Annotated in this window: 17 protein-coding genes; 6 read left to right on the plus strand and 11 right to left on the minus strand. The window is 36.8% G+C overall.

Annotated features, from left to right (window positions below; genetic code table 11):
- Positions 1-3 precede the first annotated feature (3 nt).
- Together ACFIKD_RS02610 and ACFIKD_RS02615 are read right to left on the minus strand one after the other, a co-directional pair.
- Entirely contained in the window at positions 4-1575 is a 1572-nt protein-coding gene (locus tag ACFIKD_RS02610; protein WP_375644648.1) for a phospholipase D family protein, read from the minus strand.
- 401 nt (positions 1576-1976) lie between these two features.
- The gene (locus ACFIKD_RS02615; protein ID WP_375636017.1) at positions 1977-3362 is read right to left on the minus strand and encodes a sigma-54-dependent transcriptional regulator; all 1386 of its coding nucleotides are present in this window, start codon (positions 3360-3362) and stop codon (positions 1977-1979) included.
- A 253-nt stretch (positions 3363-3615) separates the two neighbouring features.
- Between ACFIKD_RS02615 and ACFIKD_RS02620 the strand changes: the two genes are divergently transcribed.
- Entirely contained in the window at positions 3616-3975 is a 360-nt protein-coding gene (locus ACFIKD_RS02620; RefSeq protein WP_375636018.1) for a hypothetical protein, read from the plus strand.
- Positions 3976-4243: 268 nt separating this feature from the next.
- Here ACFIKD_RS02620 and ACFIKD_RS02625 read toward each other — a convergent pair whose 3' ends face one another.
- Together ACFIKD_RS02625 and ACFIKD_RS02630 are read right to left on the minus strand one after the other, a co-directional pair.
- Positions 4244-5236 (minus strand): SIS domain-containing protein, encoded by a 993-nt coding sequence (locus tag ACFIKD_RS02625; protein WP_375647145.1) that lies wholly within the window; start codon positions 5234-5236, stop codon positions 4244-4246.
- Positions 5237-5275: 39 nt separating this feature from the next.
- Positions 5276-6166: a UTP--glucose-1-phosphate uridylyltransferase gene (locus ACFIKD_RS02630; protein ID WP_375647146.1), complete on the minus strand. Its 891-nt coding sequence runs from the start codon at positions 6164-6166 to the stop codon at positions 5276-5278.
- Between the two features lie 265 nt (positions 6167-6431).
- Here ACFIKD_RS02630 and ACFIKD_RS02635 point away from each other — a divergent pair, with 265 nt between their 5' ends.
- Together ACFIKD_RS02635 and ACFIKD_RS02640 are read left to right on the plus strand one after the other, a co-directional pair.
- Positions 6432-7688 carry a lytic murein transglycosylase gene (locus ACFIKD_RS02635; RefSeq protein WP_375647148.1) on the plus strand — a complete coding sequence of 419 codons (1257 nt, stop codon included), beginning with the start codon at positions 6432-6434 and terminating at the stop codon, positions 7686-7688.
- Positions 7689-7702: 14 nt separating this feature from the next.
- Positions 7703-8779 carry an SGNH family hydrolase gene (locus ACFIKD_RS02640; protein WP_375647149.1) on the plus strand — a complete coding sequence of 359 codons (1077 nt, stop codon included), beginning with the start codon at positions 7703-7705 and terminating at the stop codon, positions 8777-8779.
- Between the two features lie 162 nt (positions 8780-8941).
- Here ACFIKD_RS02640 and ACFIKD_RS02645 read toward each other — a convergent pair whose 3' ends face one another.
- Entirely contained in the window at positions 8942-10966 is a 2025-nt protein-coding gene (locus tag ACFIKD_RS02645) for a M3 family metallopeptidase (protein WP_375647150.1), read from the minus strand.
- 542 nt (positions 10967-11508) lie between these two features.
- Here ACFIKD_RS02645 and mgtE point away from each other — a divergent pair.
- The 3 genes from mgtE to ppa all read left to right on the plus strand — a co-directional run bounded on the left by mgtE (position 11509) and on the right by ppa (position 16589).
- Positions 11509-12885, plus strand: coding sequence for a magnesium transporter (gene mgtE, locus ACFIKD_RS02650; protein ID WP_012754587.1), 1377 nt, complete (start codon positions 11509-11511; stop codon positions 12883-12885).
- Between the two features lie 1267 nt (positions 12886-14152).
- Complete coding sequence (typA, locus tag ACFIKD_RS02655; protein WP_375647151.1) at positions 14153-15979, plus strand: translational GTPase TypA; 1827 nt, start codon at positions 14153-14155, stop codon at positions 15977-15979.
- Positions 15980-16058: 79 nt separating this feature from the next.
- Positions 16059-16589 (plus strand): inorganic diphosphatase, encoded by a 531-nt coding sequence (gene ppa, locus ACFIKD_RS02660; protein WP_375644653.1) that lies wholly within the window; start codon positions 16059-16061, stop codon positions 16587-16589.
- A gap of 54 nt (positions 16590-16643) precedes the next feature.
- On the opposite strand, the gene ACFIKD_RS02665 is transcribed toward ppa, so the two are convergent.
- The 6 genes from ACFIKD_RS02665 to ACFIKD_RS02690 form a co-directional block, all read right to left on the minus strand.
- Positions 16644-16958 carry a DUF167 domain-containing protein gene (locus ACFIKD_RS02665; RefSeq protein ID WP_012754584.1) on the minus strand — a complete coding sequence of 105 codons (315 nt, stop codon included), beginning with the start codon at positions 16956-16958 and terminating at the stop codon, positions 16644-16646.
- Between the two features lie 22 nt (positions 16959-16980).
- A complete protein-coding gene (locus tag ACFIKD_RS02670; protein WP_375647153.1) occupies positions 16981-17274 on the minus strand; it encodes a YggT family protein in 294 nt (97 codons plus the stop codon).
- Between the two features lie 333 nt (positions 17275-17607).
- On the minus strand, positions 17608-18168 hold the full coding sequence (locus ACFIKD_RS02675; protein ID WP_375644655.1) for an invasion associated locus B family protein: 561 nt from the start codon (positions 18166-18168) through the stop codon (positions 17608-17610).
- Between the two features lie 99 nt (positions 18169-18267).
- Entirely contained in the window at positions 18268-18789 is a 522-nt protein-coding gene (locus ACFIKD_RS02680; RefSeq protein WP_375636027.1) for an RNA pyrophosphohydrolase, read from the minus strand.
- Positions 18790-18828: 39 nt separating this feature from the next.
- Positions 18829-20139 carry a S41 family peptidase gene (locus tag ACFIKD_RS02685; protein ID WP_375644656.1) on the minus strand — a complete coding sequence of 437 codons (1311 nt, stop codon included), beginning with the start codon at positions 20137-20139 and terminating at the stop codon, positions 18829-18831.
- The gene (locus tag ACFIKD_RS02690) at positions 20129-21409 is read right to left on the minus strand and encodes a murein hydrolase activator EnvC family protein (RefSeq protein WP_375647154.1); all 1281 of its coding nucleotides are present in this window, start codon (positions 21407-21409) and stop codon (positions 20129-20131) included. The genes ACFIKD_RS02685 and ACFIKD_RS02690 overlap by 11 nt, the downstream gene beginning before the upstream one ends.
- Positions 21410-21479 lie beyond the last annotated feature (70 nt).

Below are 21479 nucleotides of genomic sequence, written 5' to 3' on the forward strand. Positions count from 1 at the left end.
AATTTACAATTGTGATTCAATAGGTAACCAACTTATTATTTTTGCAAATGCGCGACGCCAAAAACTGCTTTCTGGCTCATGGTCAATGCTATATTTTTTTTCATTTTCAATAAAATCCCAATAAATACGATTATTATTACCAAGACGCAGATGATAGCTCATTTCCCCTGTGATTTCTTCAGAAAACAACAAATCTAATCTTGCTGTAATGGGAGCACATTCAAAAAGAATGCCCATTTCTGTATTTAATGATGCTGATCTTGGATCAAAATTTAAAGATCCAATAAAAGCTGTTTTACGATCAATTAAAAAAGCTTTGGCATGTAAACTTGCCTTACTCGATCGAAACAACCGTAACCCATGGGTGTTGCCCTCCGCTTTTAATTCATAAAGCTTAACACCACTTTTCAACAACGCCTTACGATACGATACATAACCACCATGCACCAATGCTACATCAGTAGCTGCTAAAGAATTCGTCAGAATTTTGACATCAACACCCTTTGAAACCAAATTACTAAAATTCTGCGTTCCAACCTTACCAGGAACAAAATAAGGTGACGTAATCTGAACCGTTTTTTGGGCATTTCCAATAACCTTTGAAAGTGCCTTCATAAGCCAATTGCTTGCTTTTTTACGCAATGCTTTTTCTGGAGGGTCAGAAAGAACAACAACTTTTTCTGCTAAAAATAACCGCCTTCCTGTTTGAATAAAACAATCAAAATTAATGTGCTCTTTGACATAATCTAAATAAACTTTTGCAACCTTGGAATCCCGAAATTTTTGTAATTTATCCTTCCAATAGCTAAGATCACTTGCGCTTTTAGGAACAACCAAAGTATGAATTGGCAAAACAACAGCACTATTCCAAAAATCATCAAAAATACTTTCCACCTTTTTAACAGAGGGTCCGATTAACATCAAATCTAAATCTCGAAAATGGGATTCTTCACCAGCATCAAAATAAGAATCTGCAAGATTACGTCCTCCTACAAAAGCGATCCTACCATCAACAATAAAAGCTTTATTATGCATTCTACGTGTAACAGTAATCGCCCGTAATATAATCTCTAAACCACGACGTAATCCACCTTTACGCGATCGTCCTGGATTAAACACTCTCACCTCGATATGAGGATGTTTATCTAGCGCAATATAAGCTGGATCACGTGCTTGAGCATTAATATCATCCAAAAGAAGCCGTACCCGAACACCCCGATCCGCTGCCTTAACTATTTCACTTAATAATAGACGCCCTGTTAAATCATCATCCCAAATATAATACATCAGATCAAGGCTACGCCCAGCCTCTGCAGCTCCTATTGCACGAACACAAAACGCATCCAAATTGCTGATAATGAGGGAAAGGGCATCTTTATCAATCCCCAATCCATTTTCTTCCTCAGCTAATTGACTAATGATACGATCAAGCTTAGTTTCATCTTTCTGAATAGGTAGCGCATAAGAACATTGCCCCCTAGCATTTTTCATAAAACGCCCATAGGTGTAGATTGCCAACATAGATGCAATAAAAAAAAAGAGGACAAAACCAATAACAATATGTAAAAGAGTCAAAGAGGACAAACTTTCTATTTTAAGCTATCGCATCATCAGTAATGCAAACGATAATACTAATCACTTTATCTTAACCGTGTAGCAGATAAAATGCCACCTCTTGCTTAAGAGAGTATAAATTTAATATTAATGATACAAAAATTTTAGCGGTAGTATTTAAAAGTTTTTAAAAATGCTTCTCTGCTTTAATAAATGTAAACTCAACTAAAATTGTATAAACTGAAACAGACGATTAAAATAGTCACATAAAATTTATATTTCATTTAAATCTACAAAATCATCCTCTATAGATAAATTTTACAATAAATGATTGTTTTCTTTAGCCCCCCACGGACTTTATCAAAATCCACTCTATTTTTTTGAAACTCATACTTGTCATGAAGAGAGATTTGTTATGAATTTTACTTTCTTTCTTGATTTCTTATTGCTCGCAATTCTTCCATTTTTCTATAAAGTGTAGAGCGACCAATATGAAGGCGGCGCGCAATCTCACTCATATGTCCTTTATAATGTTTAACCGCTTTCTCGATAATATCATGTTCCATCTCTGCAAAAGTACGCACATGCCCATCAGTATTCAAAAATTTTATAGATTCTTGTTCATTATCTTCTTGCATATTATCCTCAATGATATTGGGAACATTCATTAATGGATTTCCCATTAATTGCGGAAAATCTCGAACAGTTAATAACGGTCCTTCACTGAGTAAAATCGCACGAAATAAAAAGTTTTCAAGCTCATTTTTATTACCAGGCCAATCATACTGCATAAGCAAGGAAAGAGCAGATCCTGCTAAACCATGGACATGTGACCGCCCTGTTTCGGTGATAATACGATCAATCAAACGTTGTGTGATCTCTGGAAAATCATCCCTTAATTCTCGTAAAGCAGGGACGCTAATAGACAAGTGAGAAAATTGTTCAAACAAACTATGCAAAAAAAAGTTCTCTTTAACCAAATCCTTTAAACGCGATGTTGAAATAGCAATGATCCGAAAAGGGAAAAAATCTCCTTTTGTATCCCTTTCCCTTTCTTTAAGGTAATGAGCAAACCGTTTTTGCTGTATGGGCTCAAGTCGATCAATATCACAAAGGCAAAGTGTCCCTTTTTCAAGAGAAGAAACCAATGGTAGGAATTCTTTAAACCACTGCTGATTTTCTTCTTCTGGATCAACGATGGCTGAACATTGAAAGCGAATAAAAACACCTTCCGAGAATAATCCCTCATGATGAATAATCCGAGCTAATGTCTCACGTCCTGTTCCAACTTCCCCCTCTATCAAAAGATTCTGTAAAGAAGTTGCTGCTTGTCTCGATTGTTCTAACACTACCTGCATAGCTCTACTTTTTATGCAAAGATCAGAAAACCGTAAATGATTCTCTTTTTTTCGCCGAATATCTCGAACTTCATGCTCCAAGGCAGAAATAAGAGCAAGAATATCCAAAGTAACCCTTACGCGTAATAATGTTACTGGGTGGATCCAATAATCAATAGCTCCAGCTGTTAAAGCCTTCTGGAGTAAATTCTGATTCTCTTGTTGTGCTATAACGACAATAGGAACAGAAACACCAGCAACTCTAATCATTTTAATCAAATCGCTCACACTCAAATCACTCATAACGACATCAAGGAGTGCAAGCACAATGTTTTTACGCCTGTGTAAAAGATCAATCGTACGGAGACCATTTTCTGCTTCAATGACACGATAACCAAAACCTCGCAGCATAGCAGAAAGTTCTATACGTCTTCCATAATCTTCACTCGCAACAAGAATGGGACCAACCATAATGTCAATAATCTCCTTTGAGACTACTCAGCAGCTTAATATAAAAATTGTTGTAAACCATAAGAAATATTTCACCTCTTGTGTTTCACTTACGAACTTCATCAAGCTATTAATTAAATACAACATTAAGGCATTTTTTTCCATTTTTTTGCTTTTTCATTGATTTTCATCAAATTTTTCATATTGACTCATGGAGTAATTTAATAATGTTATAAAAACTAGAGAGCAAAATAATCTAAATAGAGTGCAATAAATGAAACATACCTATCATATTTTATGTCTTACAACTACCACCTTGCTGTTAAGTGCCTGTAGCTTTTCGCAATATTATAACTCAAATATGCCAACTGGAATTGATGGAAAATGGGTTGATGAGAATGGTATTATTTCTTCTTTCCACAATGGTGTTTTTGAAACGCGTGCAGCAGATACAGAAGAAAAACTATCAGAAGGGGCATATAATTACCTCAATGCCCAAAATATAGAAATTGAAATACGCTCTATTCTCCGTGGAACAATTTCTAGAGTCAATTGTACAATGTCATATGACGCCACACAACTTCTCTGCACCTCACATACAGGAGCACAGTTTTTCCTTAAGCGGAAATCTTAAACAACGTACAAGGGAAGCCTCTCTTAAGAACAGAGGGGGCACATACATTAAGCAGGAGGCGATCCTTTCTCCTCCTGATAGAAAATCCTCTCTAAAATACGCAAAGAGACTAATATAATCTTTATCCTGAAAATTTTCTAAACAGCGTAAAATAACCATTTTCTTCCACAGAATATCAGTAAAGTCACCTCACAATAAAACTGTGACTTTGTATCATTCAATCTATTTTAACCTAAAATAACATTTTATTTGATAGGGAAACTTTAATCTAGGCAGCGCCAATGCGCAAAAGATCATGAAAATGAACAATTCCTATCGGTTTTTTATCTTCAACCACGAAAAATGCACCAATATGATGATCATTAATGAAAGCTGTTGCTGCACCAACAAGTGTATTTGGTTTTACAACTTTAGGAGCCTTGGTCATCACCTCGTCAACATTAAATTTTGATAAATTAAAATGCATGTTACGTGCAAGATCGCCATCGGTTACAATTCCGATTAGTTCGCCTTCTTGATTCACAACACCAACACAACCAAAATGCTTTTCCACCAAAACATTCATCGCTTCAATCATAGATGTTCCCTGCATAACCAAAGGAATATTATCACCCTCGTGCATAATATCACACACGTATTTAAGGCTTGCACCAAGAGAACCACCAGGATGATATATTTTGAAATCCGTTGCGGTAAAACCACGCATTTCTAAAAGAGAAACCGCTAATGCATCTCCCATTGCCAATTGCATAATTGTTGAAGTGGTAGGAGCAAGCCCATGGGGGCAAGCCTCTTCTATCTTTGGTAACAATAAAACAATATCAGCTTGTCGTCCTAATACAGAGTACTCACTTGATGTCATCGCAATAAGGGGGATGCGAAAACGCGCCGCATAACTCATGATACCACTTAACTCTTGAGTTTCACCAGACCATGATAAAGCAAGAATAACATCATCAGATCCAATCATACCAAGATCACCATGATTGGCTTCAGCAGCGTGAACAAAAAAGGCAGGCGTTCCAGTTGAAGCTAAAGTTGCTGCAATTTTTGTCCCTATATGACCACTTTTCCCAAGACCAGTAATTACCACATGTCCACGAGCATTTCTAATAGTTTGAACAGCCGCTTCAAAAGAAGAAGAAAGACTTCCCAGAAGAGCTTTTTCAAGGACTTCAAGCCCCTGCTTTTCACTGGCAAGTGTTTTAAGCGCTGATGCAACAGCACCTTGCAAAGGCATATGAGGAGACGGTGTTATCATAATCAAATTCGATCAATAAAATTAAATGAGAGATCTATATTATTTTTCAACATTAATGGTTTCCAGTAAATTTTTCAATGAGGCAGAAACATGGCTGTGCATATCAGCGCGTGCCAAAGAAAATGCAACGTTGGCTTCAATAAAACCAGCTTTAGAACCGCAATCAAAAGTGCGCCCTTCTACTTGCAAACCCCAAAAATCTTGTTCATTTGAAAGCCGTATCATAGCATCTGTTAATTGAATTTCATTTCCTGTTCCTCGTTCTTGAGTGGAAAGAATATTAAAAATTTCTGGCTGCAAAATATAACGTCCATTGATGTACAAATTTGATGGTGCCGTTCCTAGCACTGGTTTTTCTACCATTTTTGTGATTTTAAAACCATTTGCAATCTGTTTACCTTTGCCAACTATACCGTATTTATGTGCTTCTTCAAGATCGCATTCCTGAACGGCAATAATATTTCCCCCACCCACCTTTTCATAAAGACTAATCATCTCAGAAAGACATCCCTTTTTGGCTTGAATCAGCATATCGGGTAATAACAAAGCAAAAGGTTCCCCTGCAACTAATTCACGCGCACACCAAAGAGCATGCCCTAATCCCAAAGGTTGCTGTTGCCGAGTGAAAGAAGTTGACCCTGGTAATGGCTGTAAACGGTATAAATGTGCAAGATCTTCTTTCTTTCCACATTCAGCTAGTGTCGTGTATAATTCAACTTGCGCATCAAAATAATCCTCAATGACTGCTTTGTTACGTCCAGTCACAAAAATAAAATGCTCAATACCAGCCTCCCTCGCCTCATCCACAACATATTGAATGACAGGTTTATCAACAACTGTTAGCATTTCTTTAGGAATTGTTTTTGTCGCAGGAAGAAAACGCGTACCAAGACCTGCTACTGGAAATACAGCTTTCCGGATTTTACGCACACTCACCCTCCTCAATGAATTCATATATTTTTTGTTTTATTTAACATATGTTTTTACGAAATGGTAAAAAAGATATCTTATTGTTTTGATTATCATTATAATGGACAATCAAAAATGTAAAAGAGAATATGAAAATTTATTGCAAAGATTAAAACGAATTATTTATTTCAGTTTTCTCCTCTTCTTGATCATATTATCGATTCAACTAAATACAAGATAAAGTTATTGCACATCTAATAAATTGAATATTAATGGGGATTTCAAAATGCAAAAAACAGAATTGAAGACTTTCTCTTTTTTAGAGAAGTCAATAACTTGGAGAACTCTTCTCACTGGCTCTGCCGTTATTTTTTCTGCTTTTTTAATGTTTTTTGTATCCCTTTCATATGCTGATAGCGGATTTAAACACTGGATTAAAGAATTTAAAAAAATAGCTATTTCTCACAATATTACCCCTTCTACGTTTCATATGGCATTTAAAGGTGTTAATGCCATTGATCCAGAAGTTCTAAAAAGCGCCGCATACCAACCAGAATTTGTTGCTCCTTCATGGAACTATTTCGATAATCGTATCCATGATATTGCAATTGTAGAAGGACGGCGCCAAACTCAAAAATGGTACAAATGGCTTCTTCAAATTGAAAAACGTTTTGGTGTTGACCGCAATATTCTGCTTGCTATTTGGTCAATGGAAAGCAACTATGGGAAAGTTTTAGCCAATAAAAGTGTAATGCGTGATACCATTCGCTCTCTTGCAACTCTAGCCTATGCTGATAAAAAACGTGCAAAATATGCACATACACAGCTGATTGCTGCTATGAAAATTTTACAAAGTGGCGAAATTAAACGCTCTCAACTCACTGGATCTTGGGCCGGTGCATTGGGGCATACACAATTTATTCCAAGCAGTTATCTCGCCTATGCAGTTGATATGGACCAGGATGGACGGCGTGATATCTGGAACTCTGTTCCAGATGCTCTGGCTACTGCTGCTAACCTTCTCCACAAAAATGGCTGGCAACCTAATCTTATTTGGGGAGTAGAGGTAAAAGTGCCGCAGGGGAAAAACCTTCCTGAAGGGTGGTATTCCTTTGAGCAATGGAAAAAATTAGGTGTAAAACACGCAAATGGGCATCCTCTTCCTACATTAGCTGAACAAGCAATATTAAAATATCCAGATGGAGCAAAAGGACCTATATTTTTAGTCACAAAAAATTTCTTTGTTCTGAAACATTATAATAATGCAGATCGTTATGCGTTTGCTGTTGCTCTTCTTGCTGATCGCATCGCTGGACATCCTGGATTGGTGCATGATTGGCAAAGACCTTTTCAACCTCTTACTTTCCAAGAATGCAAAGAACTGCAATCTCGCTTAAGTGCACTGGGCTATTATAAAGGGAATGTTGATGGAAAAATCGGAACAGCTTCTCGCAAAGCAATTAAAGCCTTTCAACTACGTCACGGTCTAAAAGCAAATGGATATCCATCATCTCAAGTGCTTTTTCTCCTGCGCAAACAATAATGGAGACTAAGGTTTTGTCTTCTGTTCGCCTGATATACTTGACATTATTGCTATTTTCACTTTCTATTGTGGGGCTCATACAGCCATCCCCAAGTAAAGCAACGAACTTCTTCAAATGGTTATCACAACATAACAAACAGACGCAACAACCACCGCAAATTATAGAACAAAAAATAGACAAGCCGCAAAAAAAGATCGTAACACAAAAAAATATACAAAAGCTAAAAAATGAGAATGCAAAGCGCATTCTTGTCATAGGGGATTTTACAGCTTCTGCTGTTGCCGATGCACTTAAGAAGTTTTTTATAAATAATAGCGATATCGTTATCATGAACAACGCAATGCCAGCTTCCGGCTTAGTTCGAACGGATTATTATTCTTGGCAAAGCAATATTTCTAAACTCATTGATCAAAATAACCCCGATGTTATTATCATGATGATCGGTGCAAATGATAATCAACCAATCACAGACTCTTATAGCACAATTAACACAGATCAATCAGAATGGATGCACATCTACAAACAAAGAATTATCGAAATTGCTGAAAGTCTTCATGCCTCTGGAAAATCATGGATATGGATAAGTCAGCCTTCTTTTGGAAATGACCTTTTGACACAAAAAATGAAAATTTTTAATGCGCTCTACAAACAAGAAACAGAAACAGCAGGAGGATATTTCCTCGATATCTGGAGCGGCTTTAGTGATGAAGAAGGAATTTTTTCTTTTTCAGGCTATGATATTAATGGAAAAATAACCAAATTACGCACCAATAATGGCATGCATTTCACCTCTGAAGGAAAGAAAAAACTTGCCTCTTATTTAGAAAAACCATTGAAAAATATTTTAAATTTTTATGCCTTTTCTCATGAAAACCCTTACTCAACCGATCAAGTTATTCAAAAACTTATACAAGAATCAGAGAATAAAGAGCGGAGTAATATTATGCGTCAGCCTCCAATGAGCCTCGATGATATGGCACAACAAAACACTCACCTTTTAGGCAAAAGAAAGTCAAGTTTTATAAAAAAATCATGGTTTCCATTAAATGGGCATCAAAAAGATCGAGCTGATAATTTTTCTTTCCCATAATGTCTCTTTAAAATACAAAATCTAATTTCCTCCGTAAACAAAAAGCAAATAAGATAAAAAACTCTGTTTACAGAGCTATGGTGAAGAGAAAATTTGCATAAATCACAACTGCATTTTTCGAATAATATGAAAACGGCATGGTATCAACCATACCGTTATATCTTATAGTCCACGTTTGTTAATCATTGCCTCTGGTAAAGGCATCCGTCCCCGAAAAGCTTTATAAAGCTCCTCTGGATCACGACTTCCCCCAGCAGAGTAAATAAAACGTTTCAACTTATCAGCAAGCTCTGAATTAAAAACATCTCCCGTTTCTTCAAAAGCCTGAAAAGCATCAGCATCAAGGACTTCCGACCACATATAAGAATAGTAACCAGCGGCGTAACCATCACCTGAAAATATATGCGTAAAATGTGGAGGACGATGGCGCATAATAATTGTATCAGGCATTTGCAGCTTTTCTAATTCTTGGCGTTCAAACACTGTTGGATCAGTTACCTTTTGTCCTTTATGAAAAGCCATATCTACAAGAGCTGATGAAGTAAATTCAACTGCAGCAAAGCCAGCATTAAATGTCTGTGCTGACAAAACCTTATCCATTAATACTTGCGGCATAGGATGTCCTGTTTTTGCATGCGTAGCATAAGTTTGTAAAATCTTTGGTACAGTTAACCAATGTTCGTAAAGTTGAGAAGGCAGCTCAACAAAATCACGCGAAACCGATGTTCCCGATACAGATGGCCATGTGACATCAGAAAGCAAACCATGCAATGCATGCCCAAATTCGTGGAAAAGCGTACGCGCATCATCGAGTGATAAAAGAGCAACCTCCCCTTTAGAAGGTTTAGCAAAATTACAAACATTGTAGATAATAGGCTTTTGTCCGCCATCCAATTTATATTGTGATTGCAAACTACTCATCCACGCACCGGACCGTTTTGAAGAACGTGCAAAATAATCACCAATGAAATGCCCAAGTAGACTTCCATCAGACTTTTTCACTTCCCACAAACGTGCATCAGGATGCCAAAGTGCAACAGCGTTTTTTTCTTCAAATGTAATGCCAAAGAGTTTTTCTGCTACCCCAAAAGCCGCTTTAATCATACGATCAAGCTGAAAATAATATTTAATCTCAGCGCTATCGAAAGAAAGTTTTTCAGTGCGAAGTTTTTCAGCATAATAACGCCAATCCCAAGCCGCTAAAGATTCATTGCTGCCCTGATTGTTGGCAAAATTTTGTAATTCAATTTGCTCAGTAGAAGCCTTCGCTCTTGCGCGCTCCCATACAGGCATAAGCAAATCCATAACGGAATCAACACTTTTAGCCATGGTATTATCGAGTTTCAAATCTGCGAAAGATTTATATCCTAATAATTTAGCCTGCTCATCTCGAAGCGCAACAATCTCTACAATAATTGTTTTATTATCATTCTTGTTATTATTTTCACCACGTTTAGCCCAAGCTTGGAATGCAACCTCACGCAAATCACGACGATCAGAGAATTTTAAAAAAGGTTCAACAATCGAACATGCTAGTGTTAATGCATACTCTTCTTCATTACCTCTTTCACACGCAATTTCCTTCATTGAATCAATGAGATCTTGCGGTAAACCAGATAAGTCGGTCTGTTTTAAAAACAGAATCCATTCAGCTTCATCATTTAAGACATTTTGTCCAAAAGTAGCATTTAAAAAAGCAAGTCTTTCATTAATTTCCAAAAGCCGTTTCTTAGCTTTTTCATCGAGTTTTGCCCCACGACAAACAAACTTTTTCCACCATAATTCAAGAACACGTGTTGTTTCACTCTCAAATATGCCCAGCTGCGACTGTTTATAAAGCGCATCTATTTTCGCAAATATCCGTGCATCCATCATCATTTTTGAAGAATACCGAGAAAGTTTTACAACGAACTCTTGCTCTAGCTGTTGAATTAATACATTCGTATGAGCACTGGTGCGCAAGAAAAATATTGAACAGACACGATCAAGCGCTTTGCCACAAAGCTCAAAAGGCTGCAAAAAATTCTCAAGCGTTGGTGGTTCTTGCACCATCGCAATCGCCTCTAGTTCTTCTTCGGCTTCTTGAAGTGCCTGTTCAAAAGCGGGTTTAAAATCTTCATCACTGATAGAAGAAAAATCAGGAAGACCTGAAAATCCCTTCCAGTCCAGCATTGCTGCTTTTGTCATAATACTTTATGTCTCCATTATAAATTTAAGCTGTAACGATTATCTTTACGACACAAATTGATAATATACTAAAACTATTTCGTGAGTTTCAAAACGACCTTTCCAAACGCTATTGAATAAAAAACTAGAAATCGTAAAATTCTTTCATTTCAAAACATATTATATTGGAGAAATAAAGATTATTCGCTCGCACACCACAATAGAATTGCATATTAATAAAAACACTTGAAGAAAGGCATAATCTCCACTCTTTACAAAATATTGCTGTAGATTCTTTTGAAAATCACAAAACTACATTAAAGAAATGATGGTAAAAATCAGAACTGATTTTTATATTATATTATCCTCAAATTAAGCTGTATTCTCGTTTTAGTGATTCAGAAACTTGTTTATAACTTATAATTCACCCTTGACTTTACTTCAAATATTAACAATTGGGAATATAGCTGGGGAGTTTTTTTTAAATCTTCCATAAACTTTTGTTTTTATCTCATCTATTATCTAGATTTACAACTCTCCAACTCTTCAGGAGGTACTTTATCATGACTGAAATTAAAACGACCTTCGACTTCAAAAATTTTTCTCCTGAAGCTCTCGCTGAAAAGTTAAAAAATCAGCATTTTGCAGACTCTATTGATATCATCAATGACCTCGATATCATGGAACGTGTAACCATTCTTAGTCTTCTGCCTCTTGATTATGTTATCGAACTTTTTGATAAACCCGAGCTTGAGCAACCTGCTTCCATCCTAGAACTTCTCCCTATAAATCGTGCTGTTGAAATTCTTGATGGCATGTCTGCCGATGCTGCTGCAGACGTCTTTCAAGAAATGGATAAAGAAACCCGCACACGACTTTATGCCTTGCTTAAACCCTTAACGCGCGCTGAACTTAAGAAACTCACCAGTTATCCTGATCATACAGCAGGGGCACTGATGACAACAGAGTTTATAGCCGTTCCTTCAAACTGGACTATACAAAAAACTTTGGATCACATTCGTGAGGTCGAGCGAACACGTGAAACCGTTTATACCAGCTATGTAATTGACCCTAAAACAGGTATTCTTCTCAAAGCTGTTTCACTGCGTAACCTTATTCTTGCCTCACCTGATGAACAAATTCTTAATGTCCCTACCCATGACTCGCCCATTACAATATCGCCCTTCACACATCATGAAGACATCGCACGCCTTTTCCAGCGCCATGATCTTCTCTCTGTGCCTGTAGTTGATGAAAGTAACCATGTCATTGGCATTGTAACCGTCGATGACGTTCTTGATACTATGGTTGATGAGATGAATGAAGATGCCTATAAATTTGGGGGTATGGAAGCGCTTAATAAGCCCTATATGCAAATTAAGTTTCCTGAAATGATGAAAAAACGCGGCGGATGGCTCGCTTTACTCTTTGTCGGTGAAATGCTGACAGCAAGTGCTATGCAACATTTCGAAACAGAACTCGAAAAAGCGATTATTCTTACACTGTTCATACCTCTCATTATGAGCTCAGGAGGAAATTCCGGCTCACAGGCTACATCCCTTATTATCCGTGCATTGGCTTTACGTGAACTCACGTTGAAAGACTGGTGGAAAGTGTTCATTCGTGAAATTCCAACAGGACTATCTCTTGGTCTCTTACTCGGAATTATTGGCATTACGCGCATTGCTCTTTGGCAACAATTCGGTATCTACGACTATGGGCAACATTGGATTGCTGTTTCGACAACAGTAGGTACAGCTTTAGTCGGAATCGTTACCTTTGGTTCTCTTTCTGGATCTATGCTGCCTTTTATTCTTAAAGGTTTAAAATTTGATCCAGCAAGTGCTTCTGCGCCTTTTGTGGCAACTTTAGTAGATGTCATGGGCATTATAATCTATTTTTCTGTAGCTTCCATCATTTTGTCAGGAACTCTTCTTTAAACATGTAAAGTAAAAACTCTTTCTTCTGGAAAGACTTTGTCATGTAACCTAAGATCTTTCCAGAAGAGAATAAGCTCCATTAATTTATTTTCTAGCGCATCGCTCCATAGACAATTTATTATTTTTATTGAATAACAGCTCCGAATATCGTAAATTTGCCTCATCATAAAGCTTCTCATATTAAATGAATTAAAGTTATCTTCTTGCCTGTCACAAAGGGGATTGGTGTATAGCTAAAAACTATTCAAGAAAAAATTAAATACTTCTTTATATCCTCTCTCTCGCATCAAAAACTGTTGCAATATTGACAGCTGAGAAAGAATAATAATGATATGCTCAATAGGCTTTATATTTCTTCACAACGGTGTTGATAGTATACTATTCGCGTATATTATATCATTTATGAGCCCTATCATGAAATGGATGTAGTGTACGTTCAAAAATCTCTCTTAAGTACATGAATATGCAACAACAAGTCTATTCTGTTTAAAGCGTTCTGTTTGGCATGAAACGCATACTCCTATTAGAGAATGCGATTAACAAAAGTGTGAGGCAATGCACTATCTTCATGGTTTTAAAGATATTGCTTAGATGCTTTTGAAAGCATAAATTTGTCTTAACGGCAAAGATAAGAATTTTCTTTTGATGCCTTCATATTCCTTCTAAATAAGACTGTATTCCGGTTTCATAAATAAATAAAACAGATATAACTATTGACCCAATCTGGCATACAAAAGCTAGAACTTCTTATAAAATGCTTAATCGTCTCAATATTTACCTCAAATACACGGTTGCATTAGATCTGGATTTTGATTGACAAGTTATAGAATAAGAAAAAGCTTTATTAGAATAAAAATGTCGTACAATCGTCAATAAATTGGCTATGGATTGAGAGATCTTCCGGATTTTTATCAATCTCTTTGCAAAACGACAACAATAATACAGCTAGCTTTATACTTACTTATTCTTACAAGCGTTCATATAATTTCCTTACATCATATTGATAAAAATCAAATTGACAGTGATTTTTATGGACAATTCTTAGCTCGAGAATAAAACATCCGTACTATAAAAAACTTTTTACGAAGCTCCAGTAATTGAAGCTTAATAGAGCCTTAAAGACTTGGATGAATAGTTTTACCATAAAAATATTACCTCCATCTTCCAAAATTATAAAAAAACATGTAAAAGGTTTTGTAATAGTCAGGCAAAGAATGTAAAGACTCTGCCTCAAATGAAATTTCATTAAACGAAAAGAAGAAAATTTATGCAATTGCGTAACATTGCCATCATTGCCCACGTTGACCATGGGAAAACAACGCTTGTAGACGGACTACTCAAGCAATCAGGAAACTTCCGTGATAATCAGCGTACAAGTGAACGTATGATGGATTCAAACGATATTGAAAAAGAACGCGGAATTACAATCCTAGCGAAAGTGACATCTGTTGTTTGGAAAGATACTCGAATTAATATTGTTGATACACCAGGGCACGCCGACTTTGGTGGAGAAGTTGAACGCATTCTAAATATGGTTGATGGAGCCATTGTACTTGTTGATGCTGCTGAAGGACCAATGCCACAAACAAAATTTGTCGTTGGCAAAGCATTGAAAGTGGGATTGCGCCCTATTGTTGCTATTAATAAAATTGACCGACCTGATGCACGCGTTGATGAAGTCATTAATGAGGTTTTTGACCTTTTCGCTGCTCTTGATGCAACAGACGAACAGCTTGATTTTCCTATTCTTTATGGATCTGGACGCGATGGATGGATGGCTGAAGCCCCCGAGGGACCAAAAGATCAGGGATTAAGTCCTTTATTTGATCTTGTGACGCAGCATGTCCCTTCTCCTAGTGTAGCAGAAGGACCGTTTCGCATGATTGGAACTATTCTTGAAGCAGATCCGTTTTTGGGACGAATTATTACAGGGCGGATTCATTCTGGCTCTCTAAGACCCAACCAAAATGTCAAGGTTCTTGGACAAGATGGAAAACTTTTAGAAACTGGGCGTATTTCAAAGATTTTAGCATTTCGTGGCTTAGAACGGCAACCTATTGAAGAAGGAAGTGCTGGTGATATTGTTGCGATTGCAGGTCTACAAAAAGGTACCGTTGCTGATACTTTCTGTGATCCTACTGTTAATGAACCCCTTACTGCCCAACCAATTGATCCTCCTACTGTTACTATGAGTTTTCTCGTCAACGATAGTCCCCTTTCTGGAACTGAAGGCGATAAAGTAACAAGTCGTGTCATTCGTGACCGATTGTTAAAAGAAGCAGAAGGCAACGTCGCTCTTAAAATTGAAGAATCAGCCGATAAAGATTCTTTCTACGTTTCAGGACGAGGAGAATTACAGCTTGCAGTTCTCATTGAAAATATGCGCCGTGAAGGATTTGAGCTTAGTGTTTCACGCCCACGTGTTGTTATGCAAAAAGATGAAAATGGAATAACTCTTGAACCAATCGAAGAAGTTGTTATCGATGTTGATGAAGAATATTCCGGTACTGTTGTACAAAAAATGTCTGAACGTAAGGGCGAAATGGTGGAATTACGCCCTTCTGGGGGTAATCGTGTCCGACTTGTTTTTTATGCGCCAACCAGAGGACTCATTGGTTATCAATCTGAACTTTTAACGGATACACGTGGTACAGCAATTATGAATCGCCTTTTCCATGCTTATGAACCTTATAAAGGAGACATTGCTGGTCGCGTTAATGGTGTTATGATTTCAAATGACAATGGTGAATCTGTCGCTTATGCTCTTTTTAATCTTGAAGATCGTGGACCTATGATCATCGATGCGGGTGTGAAAGTCTATCAAGGTATGATTATTGGCATCCACTCACGAGATAATGACCTAGAAGTTAATGTGTTAAAAGGAAAAAAACTCACCAATATGCGCGCTTCCGGAAAAGATGAAGCCGTAAAGCTAACGCCTCCCATTAGAATGACATTAGAACGTGCCTTATCGTGGATACAAGATGATGAACTTGTGGAGGTAACCCCTAAAAATATTCGTCTCCGCAAACTCTATCTTGATCCTAATGAACGTAAACGTTTTGAAAAAACACGTGCATCAATTTTAAGCTAATTTGATAATCTCTTTGGTAAAATATTTATAAAATATTTAATTGTATTGAGCCTCACTATATCCCAGAAAGGATGTCTCTATGAATATTAAGGAAATACCTGTAGGCAAAAATCCACCAGAAGATATTAACGTTATTGTGGAAGTCTCCCTTGGTGGTCAACCAATAAAATATGAGATGGATAAAAAGTCGGGCGCATTATTTGTTGACCGTTTTCTTCATACATCAATGGTTTATCCTGGAAATTACGGTTTTGTCCCTCATACACTTTCAGATGATGGTGATCCTATTGATGTCCTTATCTGTAATACCCGTCCACTTATGCCTGGTTGTGTTATCAATGTTTGCCCCATCGGAGCTCTGATGATGGAAGATGATGGTGGTAAAGATGAAAAAATTATTGCCATTCCCACTCCAAAATTAACAAAACGCTATATTAATATTCATGACTATACAGATCTTCCCGAGATTACACTCAAACAAATTGAACATTTCTTCAAGCATTACAAAGATCTGGAACCTGGAAAATGGGCTAAAATTGAAGGATGGCGTGATAAAAACTTTGCTCATGAATTAATTAAGAAAGCTGTTGAGCGCAATAAAAAAATATAACGATTTTAATAAAATAAAGCCTGTTTTTTTAATAGGCTTTATTATTTATTTTTTCTACGAGATGCAATCTCTAAAGGATTGCCATATCTGCTTTAGCTCTTCTAAATGTGTTGAAAAGTAAAGTTGTTTGTAGCGAGATATTGCGCCGTTTTTCAGAGAAATAGAAGAAGATGGTATTTTCCACTGCTTCGCAAGAAATTTAATGAGAGCTTTATTCGCTTTTCCATCTTCAGGAACAGCACGAAGGCGTATAACCAGATATTGTTTTTCACCATCCCTACATTCAACCCCTATTATTTTGTCAACGGATGATTTGGGAATGAGATATACAAACAAAATCAAGTTATTTTTATCAACTTGATAAAACATGTATTCGCCTCAAGTAATATTTCTATAAATACATGTTTGCGTAAACGCGCCACATGAAAGTACGAATAAAATAAATAATAATGAACACTACAATAGGTGAAATATCAATTGTTCCAAAATTTGGTAAAATTTGCCGGACACGGCTTAGAACCGGATTTGTAAGACGATTTAGAAAGCTTCCTATCAAAACAACAAAGCGATTGCGCGAATTTATGATATTAAAGACATAAAGCCAAGAAAAAATGACACTAGCGATTAAAATATCAATATAAATATTAAAAATCAAATCAATCGTCCGAAGCAATGCATAAATCATGCGTCATCCCTTTCAATCGAGGAAACAGAAGAGCGTATAGAAAACCTTCATTAAAGCAGGTTTTTGTATCAAAAAATGGTTTTATACTTCAATACTCTTTTTTCTTGAATAAAAACCAGACATCTAGATTCTTCATCTCTCTATTTAATAACGATGCAGCTAGAAAACAAATATCAAAATTAAAAATAGCATATGAAAATAGAAGAAACAGCAAAAAATCTGAATATCCCTTATAGGATTAATCTTAAATCTCATCGTTTTAATTATTAATATATAGAAAACAAACAAACTAAAAACGGCCTTTTAAAGGCCGCTTTTATTTTATTTTTAAAATTATTTCTGCAAAGCTGTCAAACGGTTAAGAGCACTGCTAAAACCATTGAGCTGAACAAATAAATCATTCAAAGCTGGTTCACCTGCAGCAGCAATTGTCATCGCCAACTTTAACTGTTTTCCAGAACGTAAAGCTGCTACGTGATTTTTGTCAAAAACGACAGGAACCATGCAACCTGCTGGTACACAAGTCCGAATACCAGTTTCGATAACAGCTTTTCCCTCATCAACTTGTAAACGAACAGGCTTAGAAACCAAAATGCCAAAAGGAACTGTTAAATTACCAGATACAACACCCTCAGCATTGAGAATAAGGCTCATAGCCACAACAACACGCCCCTGATCATTCACTTCTTGACGGTGCATAAAACAAATTCTTTTCCCTTCTTGTATACCACAATTAATAGTCCACAAACCGTAGGTTTCAGTCAAAGAAGAAGCTCCATTTGGCAATGTCGCTGCCGCATCTTTTGATGCAGGAGTTTTTGAATTTGTTGCAAATGCAACAGATGAAATACTCAAGAGAGTAAAAACTATAAGTAAATTAAATAATTTTTTCATTTTATATTCCTGTTCTTTACATAAAAGAGAAACATGTTTATTATTTATAAATGATATAAAGCGTCTTAATAAAAAAGCTTTCTCATAATCATATAGCTTTTATAATGGTCTAAGGCTACCTCGAAATTCGCTGACAACTTTCATATAGACATGCTTTTTAAAAGAAACAGCGATCAACGGAAGGGTTTCTAGATCAATCCATTTCCATTGATCGAATTCCGCTTTATTGCCATCTGGTGGCGGATTAATCGCAATTTCAGAAAGCTTTCCCGTAAACTGGAAAGCAAACCACTTTTGTATTTGTCCACGATATTTATTGCTTAATGTACACCCAATAAGTTCTTGTGGAAAATCATAGTGGAACCAATTTTGTGCTTCTTTAATCAACTTTACAGATCGAATACCAGTTTCTTCATAAAGTTCACGATATGCTGCATCTAATGGTTTTTCATCTTCATCAATCCCTCCTTGAGGAAGCTGCCAACGATGAGATATCTCAGTCTCTGCATGAATAGGCGTCATTAAACGACGCCCAACCCAAACTTTACCCTCATGATTAAAGACAACAATCCCAACACATTTGCGATATGGAAGAATCTTCAAATTAATACCTGCATCCATTTAATATTCCTCAAAATCGCAAGCTATAGATATCATTTCTCACTTTAACACATCCTTATTGGGATCTGGTGGAAATGCTGCATTTGCCATTTCACCTCGTAACAGCTTATAGGCCTCATTCAATTGAATATCATCTTTAGGGTCTTTCGGAACAAAAGCAGCTGAACCAGATCCTTTATTACTCTCTCGTTTTCCTTTGATATGTCCTTTTAACGCAGACTCACCAACTTTTACATCATAACCCTTATATTTTTCAGGGAGTGGTTGCTCTACAATAATATCAGGCGTGATCCCTGTTCCTTGAATAGAAGTGCCAGATGGCGTGTAATAAAGTGCTGTTGTTAAGCGTAAAGCTCCATTTTCACCCAAAGGAATAATTGTTTGAACAGATCCTTTACCAAAAGACTGCGTCCCTAAAATTGTTGCACGACGATGATCTTGTAATGCACCCGCAACAATTTCAGAAGCACTTGCCGAACCACCATTAATAAGGACAATGAGCGGTTTTCCATGGATAACATCACCTGGCTTCGCATCAAATCTTATCACATCACTCTTTTTGCGCCCACGCGTCGACACAATTTCACCTTTATTGAGAAAAGCACTCGAAACATTAACAGCTTGATCTAAAAGCCCACCAGGATTAAGTCGCAAATCAAGAACGTAACCTTTTAGCTTATCTTCAGGAATTTTAGATTGGATATCTTTAATTGCCGCCAGAAGATTACCTAATGTCTGCTCAGAAAACTGGATAACTCTTAAATATCCAATATCGCCCTCAACCCGATACTTCACTGCTTTTACCTTGATAATATCACGAACAATCTTCACTTCAAATGGCTTATCAACGCCAGAACGAATAATTGTTAAGGTAATTGGTGTTCCAGGAGCACCTCGCATCTTATTAACAGCTTCATTCAATGTTTGACCATTCGTTTGTACATCATCAATTTTTGAAATAAGGTCTCCTGCTAAAATACCTGCTTTTGAAGCGGGAGTATCATCCATTGGTGAAACAACTTTAATCAAGTTTTTTTCCATAGTGACCTCAATACCAAGACCTCCGAACTCTCCTTTCGTAGAATCCCGCATATCCTTGGCTTCTTCAGCATTCAAATAAGATGAATGAGGGTCCAGTGATGTGAGCATGCCATTGATAGCATTTTCAATGAGCTTTTTATCATCTGGAACTGTAACGTACTGCATACGCACGCGCTCAAAAACATCGCCAAATATAGCTAGCTTTTTATATGCATTATCTTCATTATTCGCAGCAACAGACTGCACCATAATCATTGAACAGGCGCCGAGCAATACCCCAGCGACCAAAAGAATAACTTTACGAATCATTTTGGCTCCTTCTTATTTTTTCAGTCTGCCACCAAGGAGTTGGATTTACAGGTTTTCCCTGCTTTCTAAACTCAATGTAAAGCATTGGAGAAGTTTTTCCTATATCCAATGCAACACTGTTTGAAATAAATTGCATCTCCATTATACCCAGAGGCTCACCAGAAAGGACAAACTGCCCCTGTTTTACATTAATTCTCGACATTCCAGTAAGAATAATATGATAACCATTTCCAACATTAAGAATAATTAACTGTCCGTAAGAACGAAATGGCCCAGCAAAAGCAACAAAAGCATCTACAGGTGATATAACAACAGCTCCTGACTCTGTTTCTATCGTTTCACCAAAGCGCGTAATCTGCGAATTTTTGTTAGAGCGATGTATTCTTTTTCCTGAAACAGGAAAAAGTAAAGAACCTTTTCGGCTTTCAAAATTGGACTGTTCTAACAATTGCAAACTTTTCCGTACCTGTACTGATGCATCAGAGCTAAGTTTTGACTGACGGTCGAGCTCTAAAATCAATTCTTCCAAAGACTGCGCTTTTTTAGCAAGAGCAATATTTTTTTGTTGCTGTTCTGTAAGTTCTTTTTCTGATTTTTTTTGTAGTTTGTTTTTTTTGTCTAATAAAAGCTCTAGACGTTTTCGCTGCTCTGCTTGATTTTGCAGTTTTGTCTTTAATGCCGTATATTCCGTAGTAATGGAATTACTCAAATTGGTCAACTCCTTGAGTTTCTGTGTTAAATCTCGTGTTTTCTCTTGCATCTGAGGAATAACAGTACCTAATAAAACAGAACTACGTATAGAAGCCAACGCGTCCTCTGGCTGTATCATAAGAGCAGGAGGCGGATTCAATCCCATACGTTCCAAAATTGCAAGAACTTCCGCAAATTCAGTGCGACGATTTTTTAAACTTTGATAGACTTGTACCCGCTCTTCTATCATTTTTTTAAGCTTTTCTTCCCTTTTAGCAATATCATCTGCTACTGTACGTTCTTCTTTAGCCGCCTTTATGAGTGCATCACTCAAAACACGTTGATCTTTTTTTAAATGCTCAACCTGATGCGTAAGAAAAGCAACACGCTCACGCGAAAGTGAAATGTTTTGGCGAATTTCTCCTAATTCTTTATGTGCTTCCGTACTCCTCATTGTATCTTCCGCATGCGATACAGAAAAGCAAAAAAACATACTCAAGAGCAAAATGACAAATATCACGCACTCCCCATATAAATATAGCATCTTTCTATGAAGAAGCTTTTTCATTTGCCCAATCATGACACCTCATCGTATACATTAGAGATGCTTTAAATGGTGTCAGCTAAAACAATATTAATAAATATATAAA

The organism is Bartonella sp. CR84HXZ (genome assembly GCF_042194535.1).
Classification (GTDB): Bacteria; Pseudomonadota; Alphaproteobacteria; order Rhizobiales; family Rhizobiaceae; genus Bartonella; species Bartonella grahamii.